Source organism: Streptomyces sp. NRRL S-340 (assembly GCF_000720185.1).
GTDB lineage: Bacteria > Actinomycetota > Actinomycetes > Streptomycetales > Streptomycetaceae > Streptomyces.
The window spans coordinates 58,366-76,688 of the sequence record NZ_JOIY01000013.1 but is presented as its reverse complement, the minus strand read 5'-3'; the positions used below and the strand labels follow the sequence as shown (position 1 = coordinate 76,688).

14 protein-coding genes are annotated in these 18,323 nt (G+C 74.0%); 5 read left to right on the top strand and 9 right to left on the bottom strand.

The features are described 5' to 3' along the window. Nucleotides 1–11 precede the first annotated feature (11 nt). Complete coding sequence (hpnR, locus tag IG64_RS12610) at nt 12–1,535, bottom strand: hopanoid C-3 methylase HpnR (protein ID WP_037855106.1); 1,524 nt, start codon at nt 1,533–1,535, stop codon at nt 12–14. A 245-nt stretch (nt 1,536–1,780) separates the two neighbouring features. Then, nucleotides 1,781–2,590: a sigma-70 family RNA polymerase sigma factor gene (locus IG64_RS12605; RefSeq protein WP_051812763.1), complete on the bottom strand. Its 810-nt coding sequence runs from the start codon at nt 2,588–2,590 to the stop codon at nt 1,781–1,783. A 281-nt stretch (nt 2,591–2,871) separates the two neighbouring features. Here IG64_RS12605 and IG64_RS12600 point away from each other — a divergent pair, with 281 nt between their 5' ends. Together IG64_RS12600 and IG64_RS12595 are read left to right on the top strand one after the other, a co-directional pair. Further along, complete coding sequence (locus tag IG64_RS12600; protein ID WP_051812761.1) at nt 2,872–3,999, top strand: enolase C-terminal domain-like protein; 1,128 nt, start codon at nt 2,872–2,874, stop codon at nt 3,997–3,999. Nucleotides 4,000–4,110: 111 nt separating this feature from the next. Beyond that, nucleotides 4,111–4,905, top strand: a complete 795-nt coding sequence (locus tag IG64_RS12595) for an SAM-dependent methyltransferase (protein WP_037855103.1) — start codon at nt 4,111–4,113, stop codon at nt 4,903–4,905. Nucleotides 4,906–4,964: 59 nt separating this feature from the next. Here IG64_RS12595 and IG64_RS12590 read toward each other — a convergent pair whose 3' ends face one another. The 4 genes from IG64_RS12590 to IG64_RS41565 all read right to left on the bottom strand — a co-directional run bounded on the left by IG64_RS12590 (nt 4,965) and on the right by IG64_RS41565 (nt 9,276). Continuing rightward, complete coding sequence (locus IG64_RS12590) at nt 4,965–5,165, bottom strand: antitoxin (protein ID WP_037855187.1); 201 nt, start codon at nt 5,163–5,165, stop codon at nt 4,965–4,967. Between the two features lie 144 nt (nt 5,166–5,309). Then, on the bottom strand, nt 5,310–8,348 hold the full coding sequence (locus IG64_RS12585; RefSeq protein ID WP_037855101.1) for a glycosyl hydrolase: 3,039 nt from the start codon (nt 8,346–8,348) through the stop codon (nt 5,310–5,312). 131 nt (nt 8,349–8,479) lie between these two features. Further along, nucleotides 8,480–8,959 (bottom strand): ATP-binding protein, encoded by a 480-nt coding sequence (locus IG64_RS12580; RefSeq protein ID WP_037855099.1) that lies wholly within the window; start codon nt 8,957–8,959, stop codon nt 8,480–8,482. 161 nt (nt 8,960–9,120) lie between these two features. Beyond that, entirely contained in the window at nt 9,121–9,276 is a 156-nt protein-coding gene (locus IG64_RS41565) for a DUF6131 family protein (RefSeq protein WP_199811576.1), read from the bottom strand. Between the two features lie 162 nt (nt 9,277–9,438). Between IG64_RS41565 and IG64_RS12575 the strand changes: the two genes are divergently transcribed. Continuing rightward, nucleotides 9,439–9,894 carry a hypothetical protein gene (locus tag IG64_RS12575; protein ID WP_234438485.1) on the top strand — a complete coding sequence of 152 codons (456 nt, stop codon included), beginning with the start codon at nt 9,439–9,441 and terminating at the stop codon, nt 9,892–9,894. An 895-nt stretch (nt 9,895–10,789) separates the two neighbouring features. On the opposite strand, the gene IG64_RS12570 is transcribed toward IG64_RS12575, so the two are convergent. Further along, a complete protein-coding gene (locus tag IG64_RS12570) occupies nt 10,790–11,584 on the bottom strand; it encodes a polysaccharide deacetylase family protein (protein WP_037855098.1) in 795 nt (264 codons plus the stop codon). Nucleotides 11,585–11,845: 261 nt separating this feature from the next. On the opposite strand from IG64_RS12570, the gene IG64_RS12565 reads away from it, so the two are divergent. Continuing rightward, complete coding sequence (locus tag IG64_RS12565; protein WP_037855184.1) at nt 11,846–15,220, top strand: pyruvate carboxylase; 3,375 nt, start codon at nt 11,846–11,848, stop codon at nt 15,218–15,220. A 215-nt stretch (nt 15,221–15,435) separates the two neighbouring features. Here the strand turns inward: IG64_RS12565 and IG64_RS12560 are convergent, their stop codons facing one another. Further along, nucleotides 15,436–16,725, bottom strand: a complete 1,290-nt coding sequence (locus tag IG64_RS12560; protein WP_037855096.1) for an amidohydrolase — start codon at nt 16,723–16,725, stop codon at nt 15,436–15,438. 164 nt (nt 16,726–16,889) lie between these two features. Here IG64_RS12560 and IG64_RS12555 point away from each other — a divergent pair, with 164 nt between their 5' ends. Then, a complete protein-coding gene (locus tag IG64_RS12555) occupies nt 16,890–17,717 on the top strand; it encodes an alpha/beta fold hydrolase (RefSeq protein ID WP_037855094.1) in 828 nt (275 codons plus the stop codon). 35 nt (nt 17,718–17,752) lie between these two features. Here IG64_RS12555 and IG64_RS12550 read toward each other — a convergent pair whose 3' ends face one another. Further along, the gene (locus tag IG64_RS12550; RefSeq protein ID WP_158771547.1) at nt 17,753–18,310 is read right to left on the bottom strand and encodes an NAD(P)-binding domain-containing protein; all 558 of its coding nucleotides are present in this window, start codon (nt 18,308–18,310) and stop codon (nt 17,753–17,755) included. Nucleotides 18,311–18,323 lie beyond the last annotated feature (13 nt).

Sequence of the window (18,323 nt, the reverse complement as noted above, 5' to 3'; positions counted from 1 at the left end):
CTCCACGCGCCTCACGGGGTCCGGTCGGCCGGGCCGTCGAGGGGACGGGCGGCCCCCGGTCCCGAACGCGGCACCGGCTTGGTGTGGATGTACAGCTCCCGCCGGTCGCCGACCGGGACCCCGGGCGGGAGCGGCAACTGGTAGCGGACGCGGCGGCGGTGGTCGGCGAGCTGGCGCTGCGGGTTGTACACGCGGTTGAACTTCCACAGCATCCGGGCGAAGTTGGTCTGGCCGTGCGCCAGCCGGCCGGCCAGGATCCGGGCCGCGCCGAACGCGGTGCGCAGCCCCAGGTGCTTGCGGTTGATGACGGACTGGGTGCGCACCAGCTCCTCGTAGAAGCGGGGCAGCGGCAGGGTGGTGGGGACCACGGCGTGCTGGATGTCGAACAGGCGGTAGTCCCGGGTGGTGAGCCGCCGGGCCTCGGTGTGCCAGATCTCCGTGCCCGGGTAGGGGGTCATCACCGTCAGGTGCACGATCTCCGGGACCGACAGGGCGAACTCGCGCACCAGACGGAAACGCTCCTCGTCCCAGGCCGGGTCGACGATGAGGTTGATGGCCACGTTGATGCCGAGCCGCCGCGCGGTCCGCAGCGCCCGCAAGTTGTCGTCGGGGTCGATGCGCTTGCGGAACAGGTCCAGGCCCTCGGCGTCGAGGGCCTCCATGCCCAGAAACATGTACCGCAGGCCCAGCCGTGTCCAGCGCTCGAACACCTCGGTGTTGCGCAGCAGCACGTCGGCGCGGGTCTCCAGGTAGTACTGCTTGCGGACCCGGCGGCGTTCCAGCTCGGCGGCGATGGCGTCACCGTGCTCGGGCCGGATGAAGGCGACGTCGTCGACGATGAACACGTTCGGCTCGGCGATGGAGGCCAGTTCGTCCGCGGCGGCGCGCGGGCTCGCCTTGCGGTAACTGCGGCCGTAGAAGGTCCACGCGGAGCAGAAGGAGCAGTCCCAGGGGCAGCCGCGGGTGAACTCGACCGACGCGCAGGGGTCCAGTTCGCCGATGAAGTAGCGGCGGCGGTGGCGCATCAGGTCCCGGGCCGGGCGCGGTTCGTCGATGCCGTGCATCATGAGCGGCGCCGGGCCGTGCCCCGCGGTGGTGACGATGCCGGGGACCTCCTGGAGGCCGCCGTCGCGCACCGCCCGCAGCAGCGGCGCCATGGCCGGTTCCCCCTCGCCCCGCACGACGGCGTCGACGGCGCCGCCCGCCTGGCGCAGCACGTCGTCGGCGACGAAGGAGACGCTGTGCCCGCCGAAGAAGACGAAACACTCCGGCAGCGCCTGCTTGACGGCGCCCGCCAGGCCGATGGCCTCCGGGATGTTCGCCAGGTAGTTCAGCCCGAAGCCGACCGCCTGCGGCCGGAAGGAGAGCACGACGCGGCGCAGGTCCCGGTGGCGCAGCACCTGGAGGTCGACCACCCGCACCTCGTGCCCGGCGTCACGGGCCGCGGCGGCCACCCGCTCCAGACCGAGCGGCTCCAGCCGGAGGAAGATCTCCGAGTACATCAGGGCACTGGGATGGACGAGCAGGACACGCATGGATCACCTCGGGTTCCGCGGCGGGAGCGGGGGAGTGACCGCCCGCCGGTGGGCGTAAACAGGCGTCAGCCGGGTGGTGCAACGCCCCGTGCGCGCGGGCGCCCGCGCCCCGGCGCGACACCTGACCGGCCCGGGCCGCCCGAGGGTGCCGGCGCCGGGCCTCACCTGTCCGGGCGCCCGCCCGGGGGTGCCGGCGCCGCGTCTCACCTCGTGGGGCGTGCGCCCGACCGTGCCGGCGCCGGGCCTCACCGCTCCGCCAGACGGTCCCGCAGCCGCGCGCAGCTCTGCGCGATCAGCCGGGACACGTGCATCTGGGACAGGCCCACCGCCTGGGCCACCTGCTGCTGCGTCAGCGACTCCAGGAAGTACAGGCACAGCACCCGGCGTTCCCGGGCCGGCAGGGCGCGCAGCACATCCCGCAGCGCCACCCGGTCGGTGACCCGGTCCAGTGCGGGATCCTCGGCGCCGAGCGTCTCGGCCAGCGGCCCGGCGCGGCCGAACCCGCGCTCCTCGTCCAGCGACGCCGGGCGCCGGGCGCCCTCCACCTGGAGCGCCAGCCGGACGTCCTCCCCGGCCATCCCGGTCGCCCGGGCCAGCTCCGCCGCGCTGCCGCCGTCGCCGTGCCCCGAACGGCGCAGCGTCTCCTGGGCCGCCCTCAACCGCCGGTGCTTGTCCTGCAGGGCCCGGGGGACCCGCAGGTCCCACGCGCAGTCGCGCAGATGGCGCCGCACCTCGCCGTCCACGGTCGGCACCGCGTACGACAGGAAGGCGTGCCCCCGCCGGGGGTCGAACCGGTCCACCGCCTTGACCAGGCCCATGCAGGCGACCTGGTAGAGGTCCTCCTCGCCCTCGGCGTGCGTGCTGTGCCGGCGTGCGATCCTGCGCGCCATCGGCAGGAACGCGCGGATGGCCTGCTCACGCAGGGCCGCACGCTGCGGTCCGGGCGGGCAGGAGGCCATCCGGTACACCAGTTCCTGGTCCTCGGACGTGCCGGAGCGCCGGGAGGGCAGGGTGCGGCGGGCACCGCGTCCCGGGACGCTGGTAGAGGTCTGCACGGCGGGTTTCCCATCGGTGGACGGCTGCGCCCGGCGTCCAGGACGGGTCGGGGCAGGCGCACGAGTGCTTCATTGGGACCCGCTGCGCGAGTCGTCCATGCAGGACTTCCCCCGCCTGCCGCGCAGGTTCCGCCCCAGGAGTGATCCACCGGTGTGTCGGCCGGCCCGTTCCACCGCGTCCCCCCGGGGGCCGCCGAGGTGACCGGCACCGCCGTGCCGTTTACGCACCCGGCTCCCGGGTCACACGCAGGACGGCAGTGCCGTCGTCGAAGGAGTCAGCCATGGAGTGTGCGCGGATCGACGCCGTCGACGTCCACGCCTTCGAACTGCCCACCGACGGGCCCGGCGGCACCGAGCAGGACGGCACCCTGGAGTGGGACTCCACCACCATGGTGCTCGTCCGGGTGCACGCGGGCGGCCGGACCGGCCTCGGTTACACCTACGGGGACGTGTCGGTCGCCGCCTTCCTGTCCGGCACCCTCGCCCCGCTGCTGACGGGCCGGGACCCCTCCTCGCCGCCGGCCCTGCGGGAGCTGATGGGCCGGCGGATCCGCAACGCGGGCCGTCCCGGCGTGGGCGCCATGGCGGTCTCCGCCGCCGACATCGCCCTGTGGGACCTCAAGGCACGGCTGCTGGAACTGCCCCTGGTCCACCTCCTGCCCGCCTACCACGACCGGGTCCCGGTCTACGGCAGCGGCGGCTTCACCAACTATCCCCCGCAGCGCCTCGCCGACCAGCTCGCAGGCTGGGTCGAGCAGGGCATCCCCCGGGTCAAGCTCAAGACCTCCCGCGACCCCGAGAGCGACCCGCGGCGGCTGGCCGCGGTGCGCCGGGCGATCGGGGAGGGCCCCGAACTGTTCACCGACGCCAACGGCGCGCTGGGCCGCAAGGAGGCCCTGTACTGGGCCCGCCGGTTCCACGAGGAGTGGGACGTACGGTGGTTCGAGGAGCCGGTCAGCTCCGCGGACATCGAGGGGCTGCGGAGCCTGCGGGAGCACGGGCCGGCACGACTGGAGATCACTGCCGGGGAGTACGCGTACACCAGCCGCGACTTCGTCAACCTCGTCGAGGGGGGCGCGGTGGACTGCCTCCAGGCGGACGTCACCCGCTGCGGCGGCGTCACCGCGGTCCTGGAGACCGGCGGACTCGCCGCGGCCCGGGACCTCGACCTCTCCGCGCACTGCGCCCCCGCCGTCTCCGCCCACGCCTTCTGCGCCGTGCGGCGGCTGCGGCACCTGGAGTACTTCCACGACCATGTCCGCTTCGAGCACCTGGTGTTCGACGGCACCCTCTCACCGGACGGCGGTGCCCTGCGGCCGGACACGACCAGGCCCGGTCTCGGCCTGGACGTCAAATGGGCCGACGCCGAACCGCACCGGGTGTACGGAACGCGACCCGCCCCGGCCTGACCGCCCCGGCCTCACGGCGGCGCCCCCAACTCGCTTACGGGCAGGGGAGACAGTGTGCGAGACTGCGGTGATCGACCTCCCGCCTGATCCACTCGCACGACGGAGTCCGCCATGGCGACCGGAACCCCCGACCTGCCGTCCCCGCAGATAGACACCAGCAAGGCCCACCCGGCCCGGGTGTACGACTGGCTGCTCGGCGGCAAGGACAACTACCCCGTCGACGAGGCGGTCGGCCGCAAGCTGCCTCCCGAGGCCCACGACGCCGCCCGGCAGAACCGCGCCTTCATGAACCGCGCCGCGGCCTGGCTCGCCTCACGCGGCCTGGACCAGTTCCTCGACGTCGGCACGGGCATCCCGACGGAGCCGAACCTGCACCAGATCGTGCAGCGCGCCGTCCCGACCGCCAAGATCGTGTACACCGACAACGATCCGATCGTGCTGCGGCACGCCGAAGCGCTGCTGGTCAGCCACCCCGAGGGGGTCACCGACTACATCGAGGCCGATGTGCGCCGCCCGGCCCAGATCCTCGAACACGCTCGCGAGATACTGGACTTCGAGCGTCCCGTCGTCCTCTCGCTGATCGCGCTGATGCACTTCATCCCCGACGACGAGGTGGCCCACGGCATCGTCCGCGAGCTGCGCGCCGCCCTCCCCCCGGGCAGCTACCTCGTCCTGTCGCACGCCGCCTCGGACCTCTATCCGGAACTGGCGGAGCAGGTCACCGCCGAGTACGCCAAGGGCGGCATCCGCCTCGGCTTCCGCACCCGCGCGGGGGTATCGCACTTCTTCGACGGCCTGGAACTCGTCGAGCCGGGCCTGGTGACGGCCACCGAGTGGTTCAAGCAGTCCCCGGCGCCGCGGCCGGAGGGCAGCGGCATCTACGCCGGCGTCGCCCGCGTCCCCTGACAGGGCGCCGCCGCCCCGGCCGTCAACGGTGATGAACGTCCTCAGAGGGTGAGAGCGGGTCAGCGCGGCGGCTGGTCGGTGCCGGTACCCCGGTCCTGGTCGCCGAGCTGCTCCCGGAGCCTGTCCTGAGCCGTGTCCACCTGGCCTCGGTACTTGCCCTGGGTGCGTTCGTCGATGTAGTCACCGCCCTTGTCGATCCCCTTGCCGGTCTGCTCCTCGTGCCCCTTGAGCAGCCCCTTGAGCTTGTCCATCATGCTCATCGCGTACTCCTTCACGGCGTGGTTCCCTTCCAGCATGGCCCGCCCGTCCGGGGCACGCATCCGCAGGCGGAGCGGGGGCGCGGGCCGGAGCGGGGGCGGCCGAGGCCCCCGGCGGGACCGGGGGCGCCGCGCCGGCAGGGCCTGTCAGCGCACCCGCTCCTGCCGGTACGGCACCAGGCGCACCGGTCCGAGGAGTCCGTAAGCCTGGCGGGCGGCGGCGGCGAACACGGCGGGCCGGGCGACCCGCAGCCGGTTCAGCAAAGGCGTGGCGACCTCGATCTCCAGCGTGTTGCGGCCGGGGCGCAGCCACGGACCGAGGTCGAGCACCGGGTGCAGCCGGTCCACCGGGTCCAGCGCCCTGCCGTTGACGGCGACCCGGCAGGTGTCGCTCACCTGCCCCAGTTCCAGCAGTGCGCCCGTGCCCTCGTCCCAGGAGCCGGGCAGGGACACCGTGGTGCGGTAGCGGCCGACGCCGGTCACGTCGGCGAGTTCCGGGATCAGGGACCAGGGCAGGAGTTCGTCCAGGGCCAGCCGGTGCCGGGTGACGGCGGTGTCCGTCGCGCGGGCCCCGGGCCGCCAGTCCTCCACCTCCAGCTCCCACCGGTCGGGCGTGACCGCAGCGGGCACCGAGGCGAACCGCGTGAGGACCGTACGTCCCTGGGAGAGCCGGGTGGTGCGGGTGCCCGCGGTGCCCGACCGGACGACCAGGCCGTCCCCGGTGAACAGCGCCCCGTCGGCGTCGGTGGCCACCACGTGCGGCCGGTCGCCGTGCCGGTCCCCGAACGCCCCCGGCCGGGCCAGGGAGACGATCAGCGTCTCGCCGGGCTCCAGGGCGACCCGCAGCGTGACCCCGTCGCCGTCCTCCGTGTACCGGGCCAGGCGGACCGCCTTCCCGCTCCACGCGTCCAGCACGTAGGGCACGGTCCCGCGGCCCCGGGTGCGGCGCAGCGTCACCTCGTGGTCGACGCGGGCGACGGGCGGCTTGACGGTCTCGGCGTGCTTGCCGTTGCACAGGTAGTAGAAGTCCGCCTCGTCGGTGGCCCGGTGGGCGTTCAGGAGCGTGGACGGCAGGGCGTGGCGTACGTCGGGCCGTACCCCGAGGCCGGCGAGGGCGTCGCCGACGAGGGCCTTGTCGGCGACCCGCCGAACGTGAGGCAGGGCGAACAGCCGGGCCATCACGTCCCGCAGCGCGGCCGTCTCCCCGGGCGCGGGCACCCCCGGTGTGAGCGCTTGGTCGAAGGCGCCGAGCACCACGGTCGGCAGGCCCGCCTCGGCGAACTCCAGCAGCTTGCGCGCGTGGGCGAGGGCCAGCGTGGGGGAGGAGCCGTAGAAGAAGTCGCCCTCCAGGAACAGGGCCTTGTAGGCGGGACCGTCCGGGGCGAGCCGGCCGTCCCGCACCGTCGCGTTCGGCAGGTCGAGCAGCGGTCCGCTCAGGAACTGGTGCGTCCAGCCCAGCGGCACCCCGGTCGAGGTGAACCAGGACGCGCCGATCCCGGTGGCGGAGTAGCCGGTCTGCCGGAACACGGCCACGTCCGCCCGGGCGGTGCCCGCGCGGAGCACGCGGTGCACGCGCCCCAGGTAACCGGCGACGTCCTCGGCGTGCCGCCACGTGGGCTGGCGCGGTCCCCACGACTCGCCGTAGCCGGGGGTGCCGTTGTAGGGGCTGAACGCGGCGAAACCGGGCCAGGCGGTGCCCGGCGCGGTGGCGTAGGAGAAGCCGTGCAGGACCGTCTGGTTGACGCCCGCCGCGTACGCCCCGCCCATGGTGCGCAGGATCCGGTCCCAGGTGGTGCTGTACGCCGTCCCGGCGTAGGCGCCCGCCTCACAGGACAGCACCTGGTGCCCGGCCATGTCCCGGCCGCCGGCCAGGCAGCGGTGATCGTCCAGGTTCTTGAAGCCGAGCGACTCGCCCTCGGGGATGTCGAGCAGCGCTGCGGAGGCGATGGCGTCGGTCTGCAGACCGTAGGGCTGCGCGCGCAGCGACATGCCGAGGCCGTGCGCCCAGTCGCGCAGCGCGCTCACGTGGTGCCGGTTGAACAGGACCGAGACGGTCTCCCAGAAGTCGTGCCGGATCTGCCGGGTCAGTTCCTCCTCGAAGGCGAAGACCTGGTTGCTCCTGTCCAGCACGATCGCCGGGAGGTACGGCAGGAGCGGCCGGCCGGTGTGCTCCTCGAAGGCCTCGGGCAGGCCGGGCGTCCACTGCAGGCCGTCGGTCTCCAGTTCGATGGAGTCCTCGAAGAAGGCCCCGCCCGCCGCCTTGAGCAACTGCCGGACGGCGGGCGTGAGCAGGTCGCGTTCCCAGTAGCCGGTGATCGCGGCGGTGCCGGCCGGACTGAAGTGGTCGACGACGTACGCGGCGGGGGAGGAGTGCGGTCCCGACTCCGGCTGCCCGCCGGAGCCGCGCTGCCAGTACGAGAGCACCACCCAGTCGCCGTCGGCGGGCGCCGTCCAGGTGAGGGTGCCGTCGCTGACCAGAGCGGTCAGGTCGGTCACGGAGCCGGCGTCCAGACCCGTCTCCTTGCGGGTGGAGTTGGCCGGGTTCACCCGGGCCGCCTGCACGGCGAGCAGCCGCTGCCGGGTGACGGAGGACGCGGGCGCGCGGACCGGCGCCGGGACCGGGCCGTCGAAGGTCGCCCCGGCGGCGAGGCCGGCGCGTCCGTGGGCCAGTTCCTTGGCGGCGGCCTCGTCGTCGGGCCGGACCCCGGGGACGGCGGTGGGCCAGCTCGGGCCCAGGGTGATGTCGATGGTCAGCCCGCGGCGCGCGGCCCGGCGCAGCGCCGCCTCCACCCCGTCGCGCCAGGGCCGGCTGCCCCAGCCGTGGCGGGCGGTGTCCAGGACGGACTTGTCGCTGATGCTGTGGTGGACGGCGGCGATCTCGGCCCCGCCGAAACCGGCGTCGGCCATCTGGTCGATCTCGCGGGCGACCTCGTCGGGGTCGATCAGCCCGTCCGGCCACCACCAGCGGAACCTGGGGCGTACCGCCCGGGCCGGACGGGCGAACCAGTCGGCGTCCAGCCGTTCGTGTGCGGCGGGGCCGGTGAAGGTGCCCTGCGCCGTGGCCGTTCCCGCGGTGGCCGCCGCCGAGGGGCCCTGGCCGAGCGCGGACAGCGCCCCCGCGCCCAGCCCCGCCGCCAGAACCGTGCGCCGCGCCGTCCCGCCGCGCCGCGATGTGGATTCGTGCATGACTTCCGTCCCCAGCCGTGCGATCGTGGTTGAATCGTTTCAATCACGCTGGACGCGGGAACGCTAAAGCCGCGGCGGTGCCGCAGTCAAGATCCATGACAAGGGGTGGAACCGGGCGGGAGGCGGCGCGGCTACCCGCCCGTCGAAGCCGTGGGCAGCCGCAACAGGGCGGTGATCACCTTGCCGGTGTCACGGTCGGTGACGGTCAGGCTGCCGCTGAGCGCGCCGACGATCTCCAGCCCGTGGCCACCCACGCGCCGCCCGTCGCGCGGGCGGGGCCGGGGCGGCTGGGGCGAGGTGTCCCACACGCTGATCCTGACCAGTCCGCTCTCCGGTTGCGCTTCCAGGCGCAGCCCGCAGGGGCCGGGGGCATGCCGTACTGCGTTGGTGATCAGCTCACTGACCACCAGTTGCGCGTCCTGTGCCACGCGGTCGGGGACGTGAGTGCGGCCGGTGACACGGACTCGGTCCAGGAACCTGCCGACGGCTGCCCGTGCCTCCGCGGCGGTGATCGCCCCACTGTCCCAGCGGGCGTCCCAGCGCAGCACGGCGTGCGTGTTCCTGTCCCGGTCCGGCTCATCCGACGCCTTCTGCCTAAGCGGGATGGCCATACGGTTGCCTCAAACTGTCACATTGTGTTACTGCTCTTCCGCCTCTCCGGTTACCCCGCCCCGCACGGAATAGACAGGTTCGTTCGGCGAACCGGTGCGGGACGGGGTGTCGTGTGTGCGTGCCGGAAGGGCGGGTGACGCTGGGGCGACCTCCGGGTCGGTCACCAGTAGTGGCGGTGACCGGCCACCGCGTGCCCCATGGAGCCCAGCACCCACAGCACCGCGCCGATGACGGCCAGGATGATGCCGATGGTCCACAGGATCGAGATGCCGGTGACGAAACCGACGATGAGCAGAATGACGCCGAGGAGGATCATGGCCGCCTCCTGAAGGGGGTAGTACTTCCTCCACTGTGCACCCAAAAAGCGGCAAGTGGGTATGAACATACGGAAAACTGACCAACTGGCGTCAGTCGGTCATGAGGGGATCTTTCCGGTCTTCTCGCTCATTCAGGGTTTCCTTCCAGTGGAGGTGCGTCGGTGCGTACAGGACTGCTGCGTTCGGTCGGAGCGGCGACGGCCGTGTACGGAGCCGTGGCGGCGTACCGGCCGAACTGGCTGGCCCGTCCGGTGGGTCTGGTCGACCCGGACGGGACCACCCGGCCGCACACGGCCATGGCCCTGCGCCCGCTGGCGTGGCGCGACGCCGCGAGCGGACTGGCCATGCTGCTCGCCCCCGGCGGCCCGGCCCTGGTCACCGCGACCGCCGTGCGCATCGCCTCCGACCTGGGGGACGCCGTGCTGTTCGGCACGGGGGTCACCGGGCGCGTACGCCGGGCGGGCACGGTCGTGACCGCGCTGGGCTGGGCCGCCCTCACGGCGGCGGCCCTGGCCGCGAGCCGGGACGTCGGGGCGGCGGACGGGGGCGCCATGGCGGCCGAGCGGGGCCGGATGGCGGCCCGCCGCGACGGGGTGGCCGGCGTCCACGGGGGCTGAACCGCTGGTCGCGAGGGGTGCGGTCGCCGTTCGGAGGGGGGCGGGCGCCGAACCGGCCGGCACGAGCACGGCTGGGCGGCCCTGCCACGCGGGCGGCCCTGCCCAGTCGCCCGCGTGGCAGCCCGCCCGCCTGGCCGTGCCGCAGCGCCGGCCCGGGCTGTCCCGGGACCCGTACTTGCTGGGCCCGCTGCGCCGGCGGCCGGGGCGCGCCGGGACCCGCGCACGTTCGACCGGCTGAGGCGGCGGCCCGGTGCGCCGGTCCCGCGCCTGTGCGCGCTGGTGTGTGTTCGGGCGCGTCCGCTCGGCCGCGGGGCAGCGGGCGCCGTGGCGTTCCGTCGCCCGGCCGCAGCGCGCCTCGCTGCGGGCGCACCTGACCGGGCCTCACGCGGCGCCCGCCCACCTGCGGCGGTCATCCTCTGACGGTCGGCGGCTGGTCGGCCTCAACGGGCGGCGGGGTCCCGCCTTGCCGGGGGGCCAATACCGGCGGCCGGGCGATCCACCCGCCCCAGGCACACTTCTGGCGCCGGGCGGTCCGGTCGGGCGCACGCCCGGCGGCTCAAGCCGTCCGGCGGATTGAGCACGTCGGCGGACGGAGGCGCGCCCCGCGCTTGAGGCACGCCCGGGTGTGGACACGTCGGTGGGCCGGGCGCGCCCGGCGAATTGAGTGTGTCCGCGGTCCGAGTGCGTCGGTGGACCGAGGTGTGCCCCGCGCTTGGGGCGCGCCCGGGTCTGGGCGCGCCGGTGGTCCGGGAGCGTCGGCGGTCCGGGCGCGCCCGGCGGGTGGGACGCGCCCGACGGCCTGTGAGCCCCGAGCAGATGGGACGCGCCCGGTTGTCCGGACGGCCCCGGCCGTCCGGGCGGCCCCGACGCGGGGGCGTCGGCCGGTCGGGTGGGTTCAGCGCACCGGGAAGCCGAAGGAGTAGCCCTGCTGCTTGAGCCAGGGCAGGATCTCGCGCAGGGCGTCCACGGTCTGGGTGCGGTCGCCGCCCGCGTCGTGGAAGAGGACGGTCGGCCCGTTGTGGATCTCCTGCTTGACGGTGGCGACGATGGCCGCGGTGCCGGGCCGCTCGAAGTCCTTGGTGTCCACGTTCCAGCCCAGCGGCCGCATCCCGCGGGACGCGGCGAGCTGACGGCTGTACGGGGTGAACGCCCCGCCAGGCGCCCGGTAGTACATCGGCCGGACGCCGCCGGACGCCTCCGTGATCATCTTCTCGGCGTCGAGGATCTGCTGCGACTGGTAGGCCTGCGACTTGTGGTCCATGGCGGTGTCGTGGGACACCGTGTGGTCGCACAGCCGGTGCCCGGCGGCCAGCACCGCCTTCACCATGTCGGGATGCGCCTTGGCCTGCGTGCCCACCATGCAGAACGTGGCCTTCACCCCGTTCTCCCGCAGCACCTCGAGCACCTTCGGCGTCCAGGTGGGGTCCGGCCCGTCGTCGATCGTGATGTTGACGCCCCGGGCCCCCTTGTCCGAGGAGTGCGCGATGGTCACGTCCACCTTCGCGGCGGAGCCCTGCGCGCCGGCTCCCGCCGCGGACGCGCTCGCCGACGCGTCCCCGTGTGCCTTGCCCCCTCCGGAGGGGTCGGCCTGCGCGGTCCACACCGAGGTCGCGGCGGCCACCGCAGTCACCCCGAGCGCCGCTGCCAGGACCCGTCCGTGCCAACCCCGTCCGCCGCCATGCCGCACCATGTCCCGCCCCGCTTCTCGCAGTCTTCCGTGTTGTCGTGCACTCCTGATGACGACGAAACCGCCGCGCGGGATCCCGCTGTTACGGATCACTGACAATTCCGCGGACGACGTGCGACAGTCCGACGCCGGCGAAAGCGTCCTGACGGCCCGTCGGGCGCATCCGCACACTCGTGAGCGCGACGAGTGGCCCGGTTCACATGGCGTGCCGGGAACGTGACCGACACCATGGTCCTCGTCACCGGCAGGCCGAAGGGATCCAGGATGTTCCGCAAGGTACTGGTCGCCAACCGCGGCGAGATCGCCATTCGCGCGTTCCGCGCCGGATATGAGCTGGGCGCGCGCACCGTCGCCGTCTTCCCCCACGAGGACCGCAACTCGCTGCACCGGCTGAAGGCCGACGAGGCGTACGAGATCGGTGAACCCGGGCACCCGGTGCGGGCCTACCTCTCCGTCGAGGAGATCGTCGCCGCGGCGCTCCGGGCCGGCGCCGACGCCGTCTACCCGGGCTACGGGTTCCTCTCCGAGAACCCGGAACTGGCGCGTGCCTGCGAGCGGGCCGGGATCACCTTCGTCGGCCCGGACGCCGGCACCCTGGAACTGACCGGGAACAAGGCCCGCGCCGTGGCCGCCGCGCGCGCCGCCGGCGTGCCGGTGCTCGGCTCCTGCGCCCCCTCCACCGACGTCGACGAACTGGTCCGGGCCGCCGGGGACATCGGTTTCCCCGTGTTCGTCAAGGCCGTCGCGGGCGGCGGCGGACGCGGGATGCGACGGGTCGAGGACCCGGCCGCGCTGCGCGAGTCCATCGAGGCCGCCTCCCGCGAGGCGGCCTCGGCGTTCGGGGACGCGACCGTCTTCCTGGAGAAGGCCGTCGTGGAACCCCGCCACATCGAGGTGCAGATCCTCGCCGACGGCACGGGGGAGGTCATCCACCTCTTCGAACGCGACTGTTCGCTCCAGCGCCGCCACCAGAAGGTCATCGAACTCGCCCCCGCGCCGAACCTGGATCCGGCGCTGCGCGAGCGGATCTGCGCCGACGCGGTCCGCTTCGCCCGCGAGATCGGCTACCGCAACGCGGGCACGGTGGAGTTCCTGCTCGACCGCGACGGCAACCACGTCTTCATCGAGATGAACCCGCGCATCCAGGTGGAGCACACCGTGACCGAGGAGGTCACCGACGTCGACCTGGTCCAGGCACAACTGCGCATCGCCGCCGGCGAGACCCTGGCCGACCTCGGACTGTCCCAGGACACCGTACGGCTGCGCGGCGCGGCCCTGCAGTGCCGTATCACCACCGAGGACCCGGCCAACGGCTTCCGCCCCGACACCGGCCGCATCAGCGCCTACCGCTCACCGGGCGGCTCGGGCATCCGCCTGGACGGCGGAACCACCCACGCGGGTACGGAGATCAGCGCCCACTTCGACTCCATGCTCGTCAAACTCACCTGCCGGGGAAGGGATTTCAAGGCCGCGGTCGGCCGGGCCCGGCGCGCGGTCGCGGAGTTCCGCATCCGCGGCGTCGCCACCAACATCCCCTTCCTGCAGGCCGTCCTGGACGACCCCGACTTCCAGGCAGGGCGGGTCACCACGTCGTTCATCGAGCAGCGCCCGCACCTGCTCACCGCCCGCTCCTCCGCCGACCGCGGCACCAAGCTCCTCACCTACCTCGCCGACGTCACCGTCAACAAGCCGCACGGGGAGCGGCCCGAGACCGTCGACCCGGTCACCAAACTCCCGCCGCTGCCCCCCGGCGAGCCGCCCGCCGGCTCCCGGCAGCGGCTGGTCGAACTCGGTCCGGAGGGATTCGCCCGGCACCTGCGCGAGTCGCCCCTGCTCGGCGTCACCGACACCACCTTCCGCGACGCCCACCAGTCCCTGCTCGCCACGCGGGTGCGCACCAAGGACCTCCTGGCCGTCGCCCCCGTCGTCGCCCGCACCCTGCCCGGTCTGCTCTCCCTGGAGTGCTGGGGCGGCGCCACCTACGACGTCGCGCTGCGCTTCCTCGCCGAGGACCCCTGGGAGCGTCTGGCCGCCCTGCGCGAGGCGGTGCCCAACATCTGCCTGCAGATGCTGCTGCGCGGCCGGAACACCGTCGGGTACACGCCGTACCCGACGGAGGTGACCGACGCCTTCGTGCAGGAGGCCGCGGCCACCGGCGTCGACATCTTCCGCATCTTCGACGCCCTCAACGACGTGGGACAGATGCGGCCGGCCATCGACGCCGTACGCGAGACGGGCACGGCCGTCGCCGAGGTCGCCCTGTGCTACACCGCCGACCTCTCCGACCCCGCCGAGCGCCTGTACACCCTTGACTACTACCTGCGCCTGGCCGAGCAGATCGTCGAGGCGGGCGCGCACGTCCTGGCCGTCAAGGACATGGCCGGACTGCTGCGGGCGCCCGCCGCGGCCACACTGGTCTCGGCGCTGCGCCGCGAGTTCGGCCTCCCGGTCCACCTGCACACCCACGACACCGCGGGCGGTCAGCTCGCCACCTACCTCGCCGCGGTCGGGGCCGGTGCCGACGCGGTGGACGGGGCGGTCGCCTCGATGGCGGGCACCACATCCCAGCCTTCGCTGTCGGCGCTCGTCGCCGCCACCGACCACTCCGAGCACCCCACCGGCCTGGACCTGAAGGCCGTCGGGGACCTGGAGCCGTACTGGGAGAGCGTCCGCAGGATCTACGCCCCCTTCGAGGCGGGTCTGGCCTCGCCGACCGGCCGGGTCTACCACCACGAGATCCCCGGCGGGCAGCTCTCCAACCTGCGCACCCAGGCCGTGGCCCTCGGCCTCGGCGACCGCTTCGAGGACATCGAGGCGATGTACGCCGCCGCCGACCGGATCCTGGGCCGCCTGGTGAAGGTCACCCCTTCCTCCAAGGTGGTCGGTGACCTCGCCCTGCACCTGGTGGGCGCGGGAGTCGCACCGGAGGACTTCGAGCAGACCCCCGACCGGTTCGACATCCCCGACTCCGTCGTCGGCTTCCTGCGCGGCGAGCTGGGCACTCCGCCCGGCGGCTGGCCGGAGCCCTTCCGCACCAAGGCGCTCAAGGGCCGCGCCGAGGCCAGGCCCGTCGCGGAGCTGAGCGCCGAGGACCGCGAGGGCCTGGACAAGTCCCGGCGCTCCACCCTGAACCGGCTGCTGTTCCCCGGCCCGACCCGCGACTTCGAGCAGCACCGCCAGGCCTACGGCGACACGAGCGTGCTCGACAGCAAGGACTTCTTCTACGGTCTGCGCCCGGCGAAGGAGTACGCCGTCGACCTCGAACCCGGGGTACGGCTGCTGATCGAGCTGCAGGCCGTCGGCGAGGCCGACGAACGGGGCATGCGCACCGTGATGTCCTCCCTCAACGGCCAGCTGCGCCCCATCCAGGTGCGGGACACCGCCGCCGCCTCCGACGTCCCGGTCACGGAGAAGGCGGACCGGGGCGACCCCGGCCACGTCGCGGCCCCCTTCGCCGGTGTGGTGACCCTGGCGGTCGCCGAGGGCGAGGAGGTGGCGGCCGGGGCGACCGTCGCGACGATCGAGGCCATGAAGATGGAGGCGGCCATCACGGCCCCGAGGTCCGGCCGGGTGGGCCGGCTGGCCATCAACCGCATCCAGCAGGTGGAAGGCGGCGATCTGCTGATCGAGGTCGTCTGACCCGGCACGGACCGCTCCCGGCCCGCGAAGGGGGCGGGAGATGCGCCGGACGGAGCCGGGGGACCGGGGGCCGAAGACCGGCGACCGGCGCTCCGACCCCGTTCCCCGGCCCGCCCGCGTTCCCCGGCGCCGCCCCCGTTCCCCGGCCCCGGCCTCCGTCCCTCTGCCTTCGGTCCGCCGGGGCCGAGGGCGGTGGGGGCGGGCCGCGGGGCGGCTCACCCGTCCGTGGTGTCCGTCCGGCCCAGCCAGGACCGGGCGGCGGCGGTGAGCGCCGTGACGCCCGTCCGCAGCGTCGGCCCGACGACCGGGGCGAACAGCGGAGAGTGGTTGGAGGGCAGGGCACGGGCCACCCGGGAGAACTCCTCGAAGGTGCGGGCCGCGGCGAAGTCCGCCGGGTCGGCACCGCCCAGCAGCCAGTAGACGCACGGGGCCCCGGCGGCCTTGGCCAGCATGCCGACGTCCTCGCTGCCGGTCGCGGGCCCGGGGTCCACCACCCGTGCCCCGCCCAGGGCTTCGGCGAGCGACCGCCGCGTCCGCTCGGACGCCTCCGGGTCGTTGACGACCGCCGGGAACGACTCGGTGACGGTGATCTCCGGATCGCGGGGTGCGCCGGAGGCGGCGGCCTCGGCCCGCACGATCCGCTCCACGGCCCGCAGCACGGACGTCCGCACCGCCGGCTCGAAGGTGCGTACCGTCAGCAAGAGTTCCGCGCGGTCCGCGATGACGTTGGGCTTGTTCCCGGCGTGCAGGGCGCCCACGGTGACCACCGCCGTGGAGGTGCCGGCGACCTCGCGGGCGACGATGCCCTGCAGGCGCAGGACCGTCGCGGCGGCCATGAGGACCGGGTCGACGCACGCCTCGGGCCGAGAACCGTGCCCCCCGCTGCCGTGCAGGACCACGCGCAGGGAGTCGGAGGCGGCGAACGCCGGGCCGCCGTGCAGCCCGACGTGTCCCGCGGGCAGCGGCGCGACGTGCTGGCCGAGCACGACGTCGGGGCGGGCGAACCGCTCGAAGAGACCGTCGTCGATCATCGCACCGGCGCCCCGGCCGACCTCCTCCGCGGGCTGGAACACCAGCAGCAGTGTGCCCCGCCATGCGGAGCGGTCCGCCGCGAGCCGCGCCGCGGCGCCCAGCAGACAGCTGACGTGCATGTCGTGGCCGCAGGCGTGCATCAGGGGCACCGCGTCGCCGTCGCCGTCGGCCGCCCGCGCGGTGCTCGCGTAGGGCAGGCCGGTCCGCTCCTCCACCGGCAGCGCGTCCATGTCGGCGCGCAGCGCCACCGTGGGCCCGGCGCCGTTGCGCAGGAGGCCGACGACGCCCGTGCCGCCGACGCCGCTGGTGGTCTCGTACCCGGCGGCCCGCAGCCGCTCCGCTACGATCTGCGCGGTGCGGTGCTCGCAGAAGGCGAGTTCGGGGTGCGCGTGGAGGTCGCGGTAGAGACCGGCGAGATCCCGGTAGTCGGGGACCTCGTGGACGTCGGGACGCGGGGACGCACTGCTGGGCATCGTGCCACCTTCCGGTGCTCGCGGCCGGCGCCGCCGCCGGGACGTACCGCTCGGTCACAAGATAGCCAGCGCCTGATCCCGCCGGTCACGGGCCGTCGAATTGCGGTGCCCGCGGGGGCGGGGACGATGGACGGGGGGCCTGAGAGCGGCGAAAGGTGTCGGGCATGCCCGTGTGCAGCACGCGAGACGGTGTCGAGATCTTCTACAAGGACTGGGGCCGCGGACGGCCCGTGGTGTTCATCCACGGCTGGCCGCTGAACGGCGACGCCTGGTACGACCAGCTCAAGGCGGTCGCCGATGCCGGGTACCGGGCCGTCGCCCACGACCGCCGCGGCCACGGCCGCTCCACCCCGGTCTACGACGGCTACGACTTCGACACGTTCGCCGACGACCTCGACGACCTGCTCACCCACCTCGACCTGCGCGACGTCACGCTGGTCGCGCACTCCATGGGCGGCGGTGAACTCGCCCGGTACATCGGCCGGCACGGCACCGGACGGGTGCGCTCGGCCGTGCTCCTGTCCGCCATCACACCGCTGATGCTGCAGGGCCCCGACAACCCCGAGGGTGTCCCGCAGAGCGTCTTCGACGACATCAAGGCGGGCATTCTCAAGGAGCGTTCACAGTTCTGGAAGGACACCGCCGAAGGCTTCTTCTCCGCGAACCGCCCGGGCAGCAAGGCCACCCAGGGCAACCGGGACGCCTTCTGGTACATGGCCATGGCCCAGACCATCGAGGGCGCGGTCGCCTGTGTCGACGCCTTCGGCACCACGCCCTTCCACGAGGACCTGAAGAAGTTCGACGTGCCCACCCTGGTCGTGCACGGCGACGACGACCAGATCGTGCCCCTCGACGCCACCGGGCGCAAGGCGGCGCAGCTCGTCCCCGGCGCCGAACTGAAGATCTACGAGGGCGGCAGCCACGGCATCGCCATGGTCGACGGGGACAAGCAGCGCTTCAACCAGGACCTGCTCGACTTCCTCCGGCGCTGAGACCGGGCGCTGAGAAGCGGGCCGGTCCGTGCCCCTCACGGCAGGATCCGCAGCGCGGCCACCCGGGGCCACGGCTGCCCGGGGTCCTCGTAGCGCACGGCCGGCGCGACGCCGCCGCCGGTGCGGCCCGCGTCCCGCGAGGGCGCCGGCCGGGTGCGGTCCCAGGTCCGGGCGCGGTCGGCGGCGACCGGCGTCGGCACACAGACCAGCACGGCGTCCGCCTCGCCGAGGGAGTCGGGCCGCGCGGTGAGCGCGAAGGCGTCGTCGCGTTCGGCGCACGCCAGTGCCGCGTGCCGGGCGGGCAGGACGTCCACGCGTCCGGCGTGGATGCCGGCGAGCCGTTCCTCGCTGCGGTCGACGCCGGTGATCCGGGCGCCTGCCTCCCACAGGCCGAGCGCCAGGGGCAGCCCGACGTGGCCGAGCCCGACCACGGCGACGGTGACCCCGCTCAGCGGCGGCCCGCCGGATGCGGCCGGCGGACGCTGCAGCCAGCGCGGGGCAGGGGGCCGCGGCGCCGTCCGGAGCAGGGGCCGCCGGGCCGGGCCGGTCGGGAAGGGGATGGCCGATTCGTCAAGATGTGCCGCGATCGGCACACCGTGATACATG

Excerpts from the sequence above, each read along its gene's own strand:
- hpnR (WP_037855106.1), bottom strand. The coding sequence starts at position 1,535 with ATGCGTGTCCTGCTCGTCCATCCCAGTGCCCTGATGTACTCGGAGATC.
- IG64_RS12600 (WP_051812761.1), top strand. The coding sequence starts at position 2,872 with ATGGAGTGTGCGCGGATCGACGCCGTCGACGTCCACGCCTTCGAACTG.
- IG64_RS12595 (WP_037855103.1), top strand. The coding sequence starts at position 4,111 with ATGGCGACCGGAACCCCCGACCTGCCGTCCCCGCAGATAGACACCAGC.
- IG64_RS12590 (WP_037855187.1), bottom strand. The coding sequence starts at position 5,165 with ATGAGCATGATGGACAAGCTCAAGGGGCTGCTCAAGGGGCACGAGGAG.
- IG64_RS12585 (WP_037855101.1), bottom strand. The coding sequence starts at position 8,348 with ATGCACGAATCCACATCGCGGCGCGGCGGGACGGCGCGGCGCACGGTT.
- IG64_RS12580 (WP_037855099.1), bottom strand. The coding sequence starts at position 8,959 with ATGGCCATCCCGCTTAGGCAGAAGGCGTCGGATGAGCCGGACCGGGAC.
- IG64_RS41565 (WP_199811576.1), bottom strand. The coding sequence starts at position 9,276 with ATGATCCTCCTCGGCGTCATTCTGCTCATCGTCGGTTTCGTCACCGGC.
- IG64_RS12570 (WP_037855098.1), bottom strand. The coding sequence starts at position 11,584 with ATGGTGCGGCATGGCGGCGGACGGGGTTGGCACGGACGGGTCCTGGCA.
- IG64_RS12565 (WP_037855184.1), top strand. The coding sequence starts at position 11,846 with ATGTTCCGCAAGGTACTGGTCGCCAACCGCGGCGAGATCGCCATTCGC.
- IG64_RS12560 (WP_037855096.1), bottom strand. The coding sequence starts at position 16,725 with ATGCCCAGCAGTGCGTCCCCGCGTCCCGACGTCCACGAGGTCCCCGAC.
- IG64_RS12555 (WP_037855094.1), top strand. The coding sequence starts at position 16,890 with ATGCCCGTGTGCAGCACGCGAGACGGTGTCGAGATCTTCTACAAGGAC.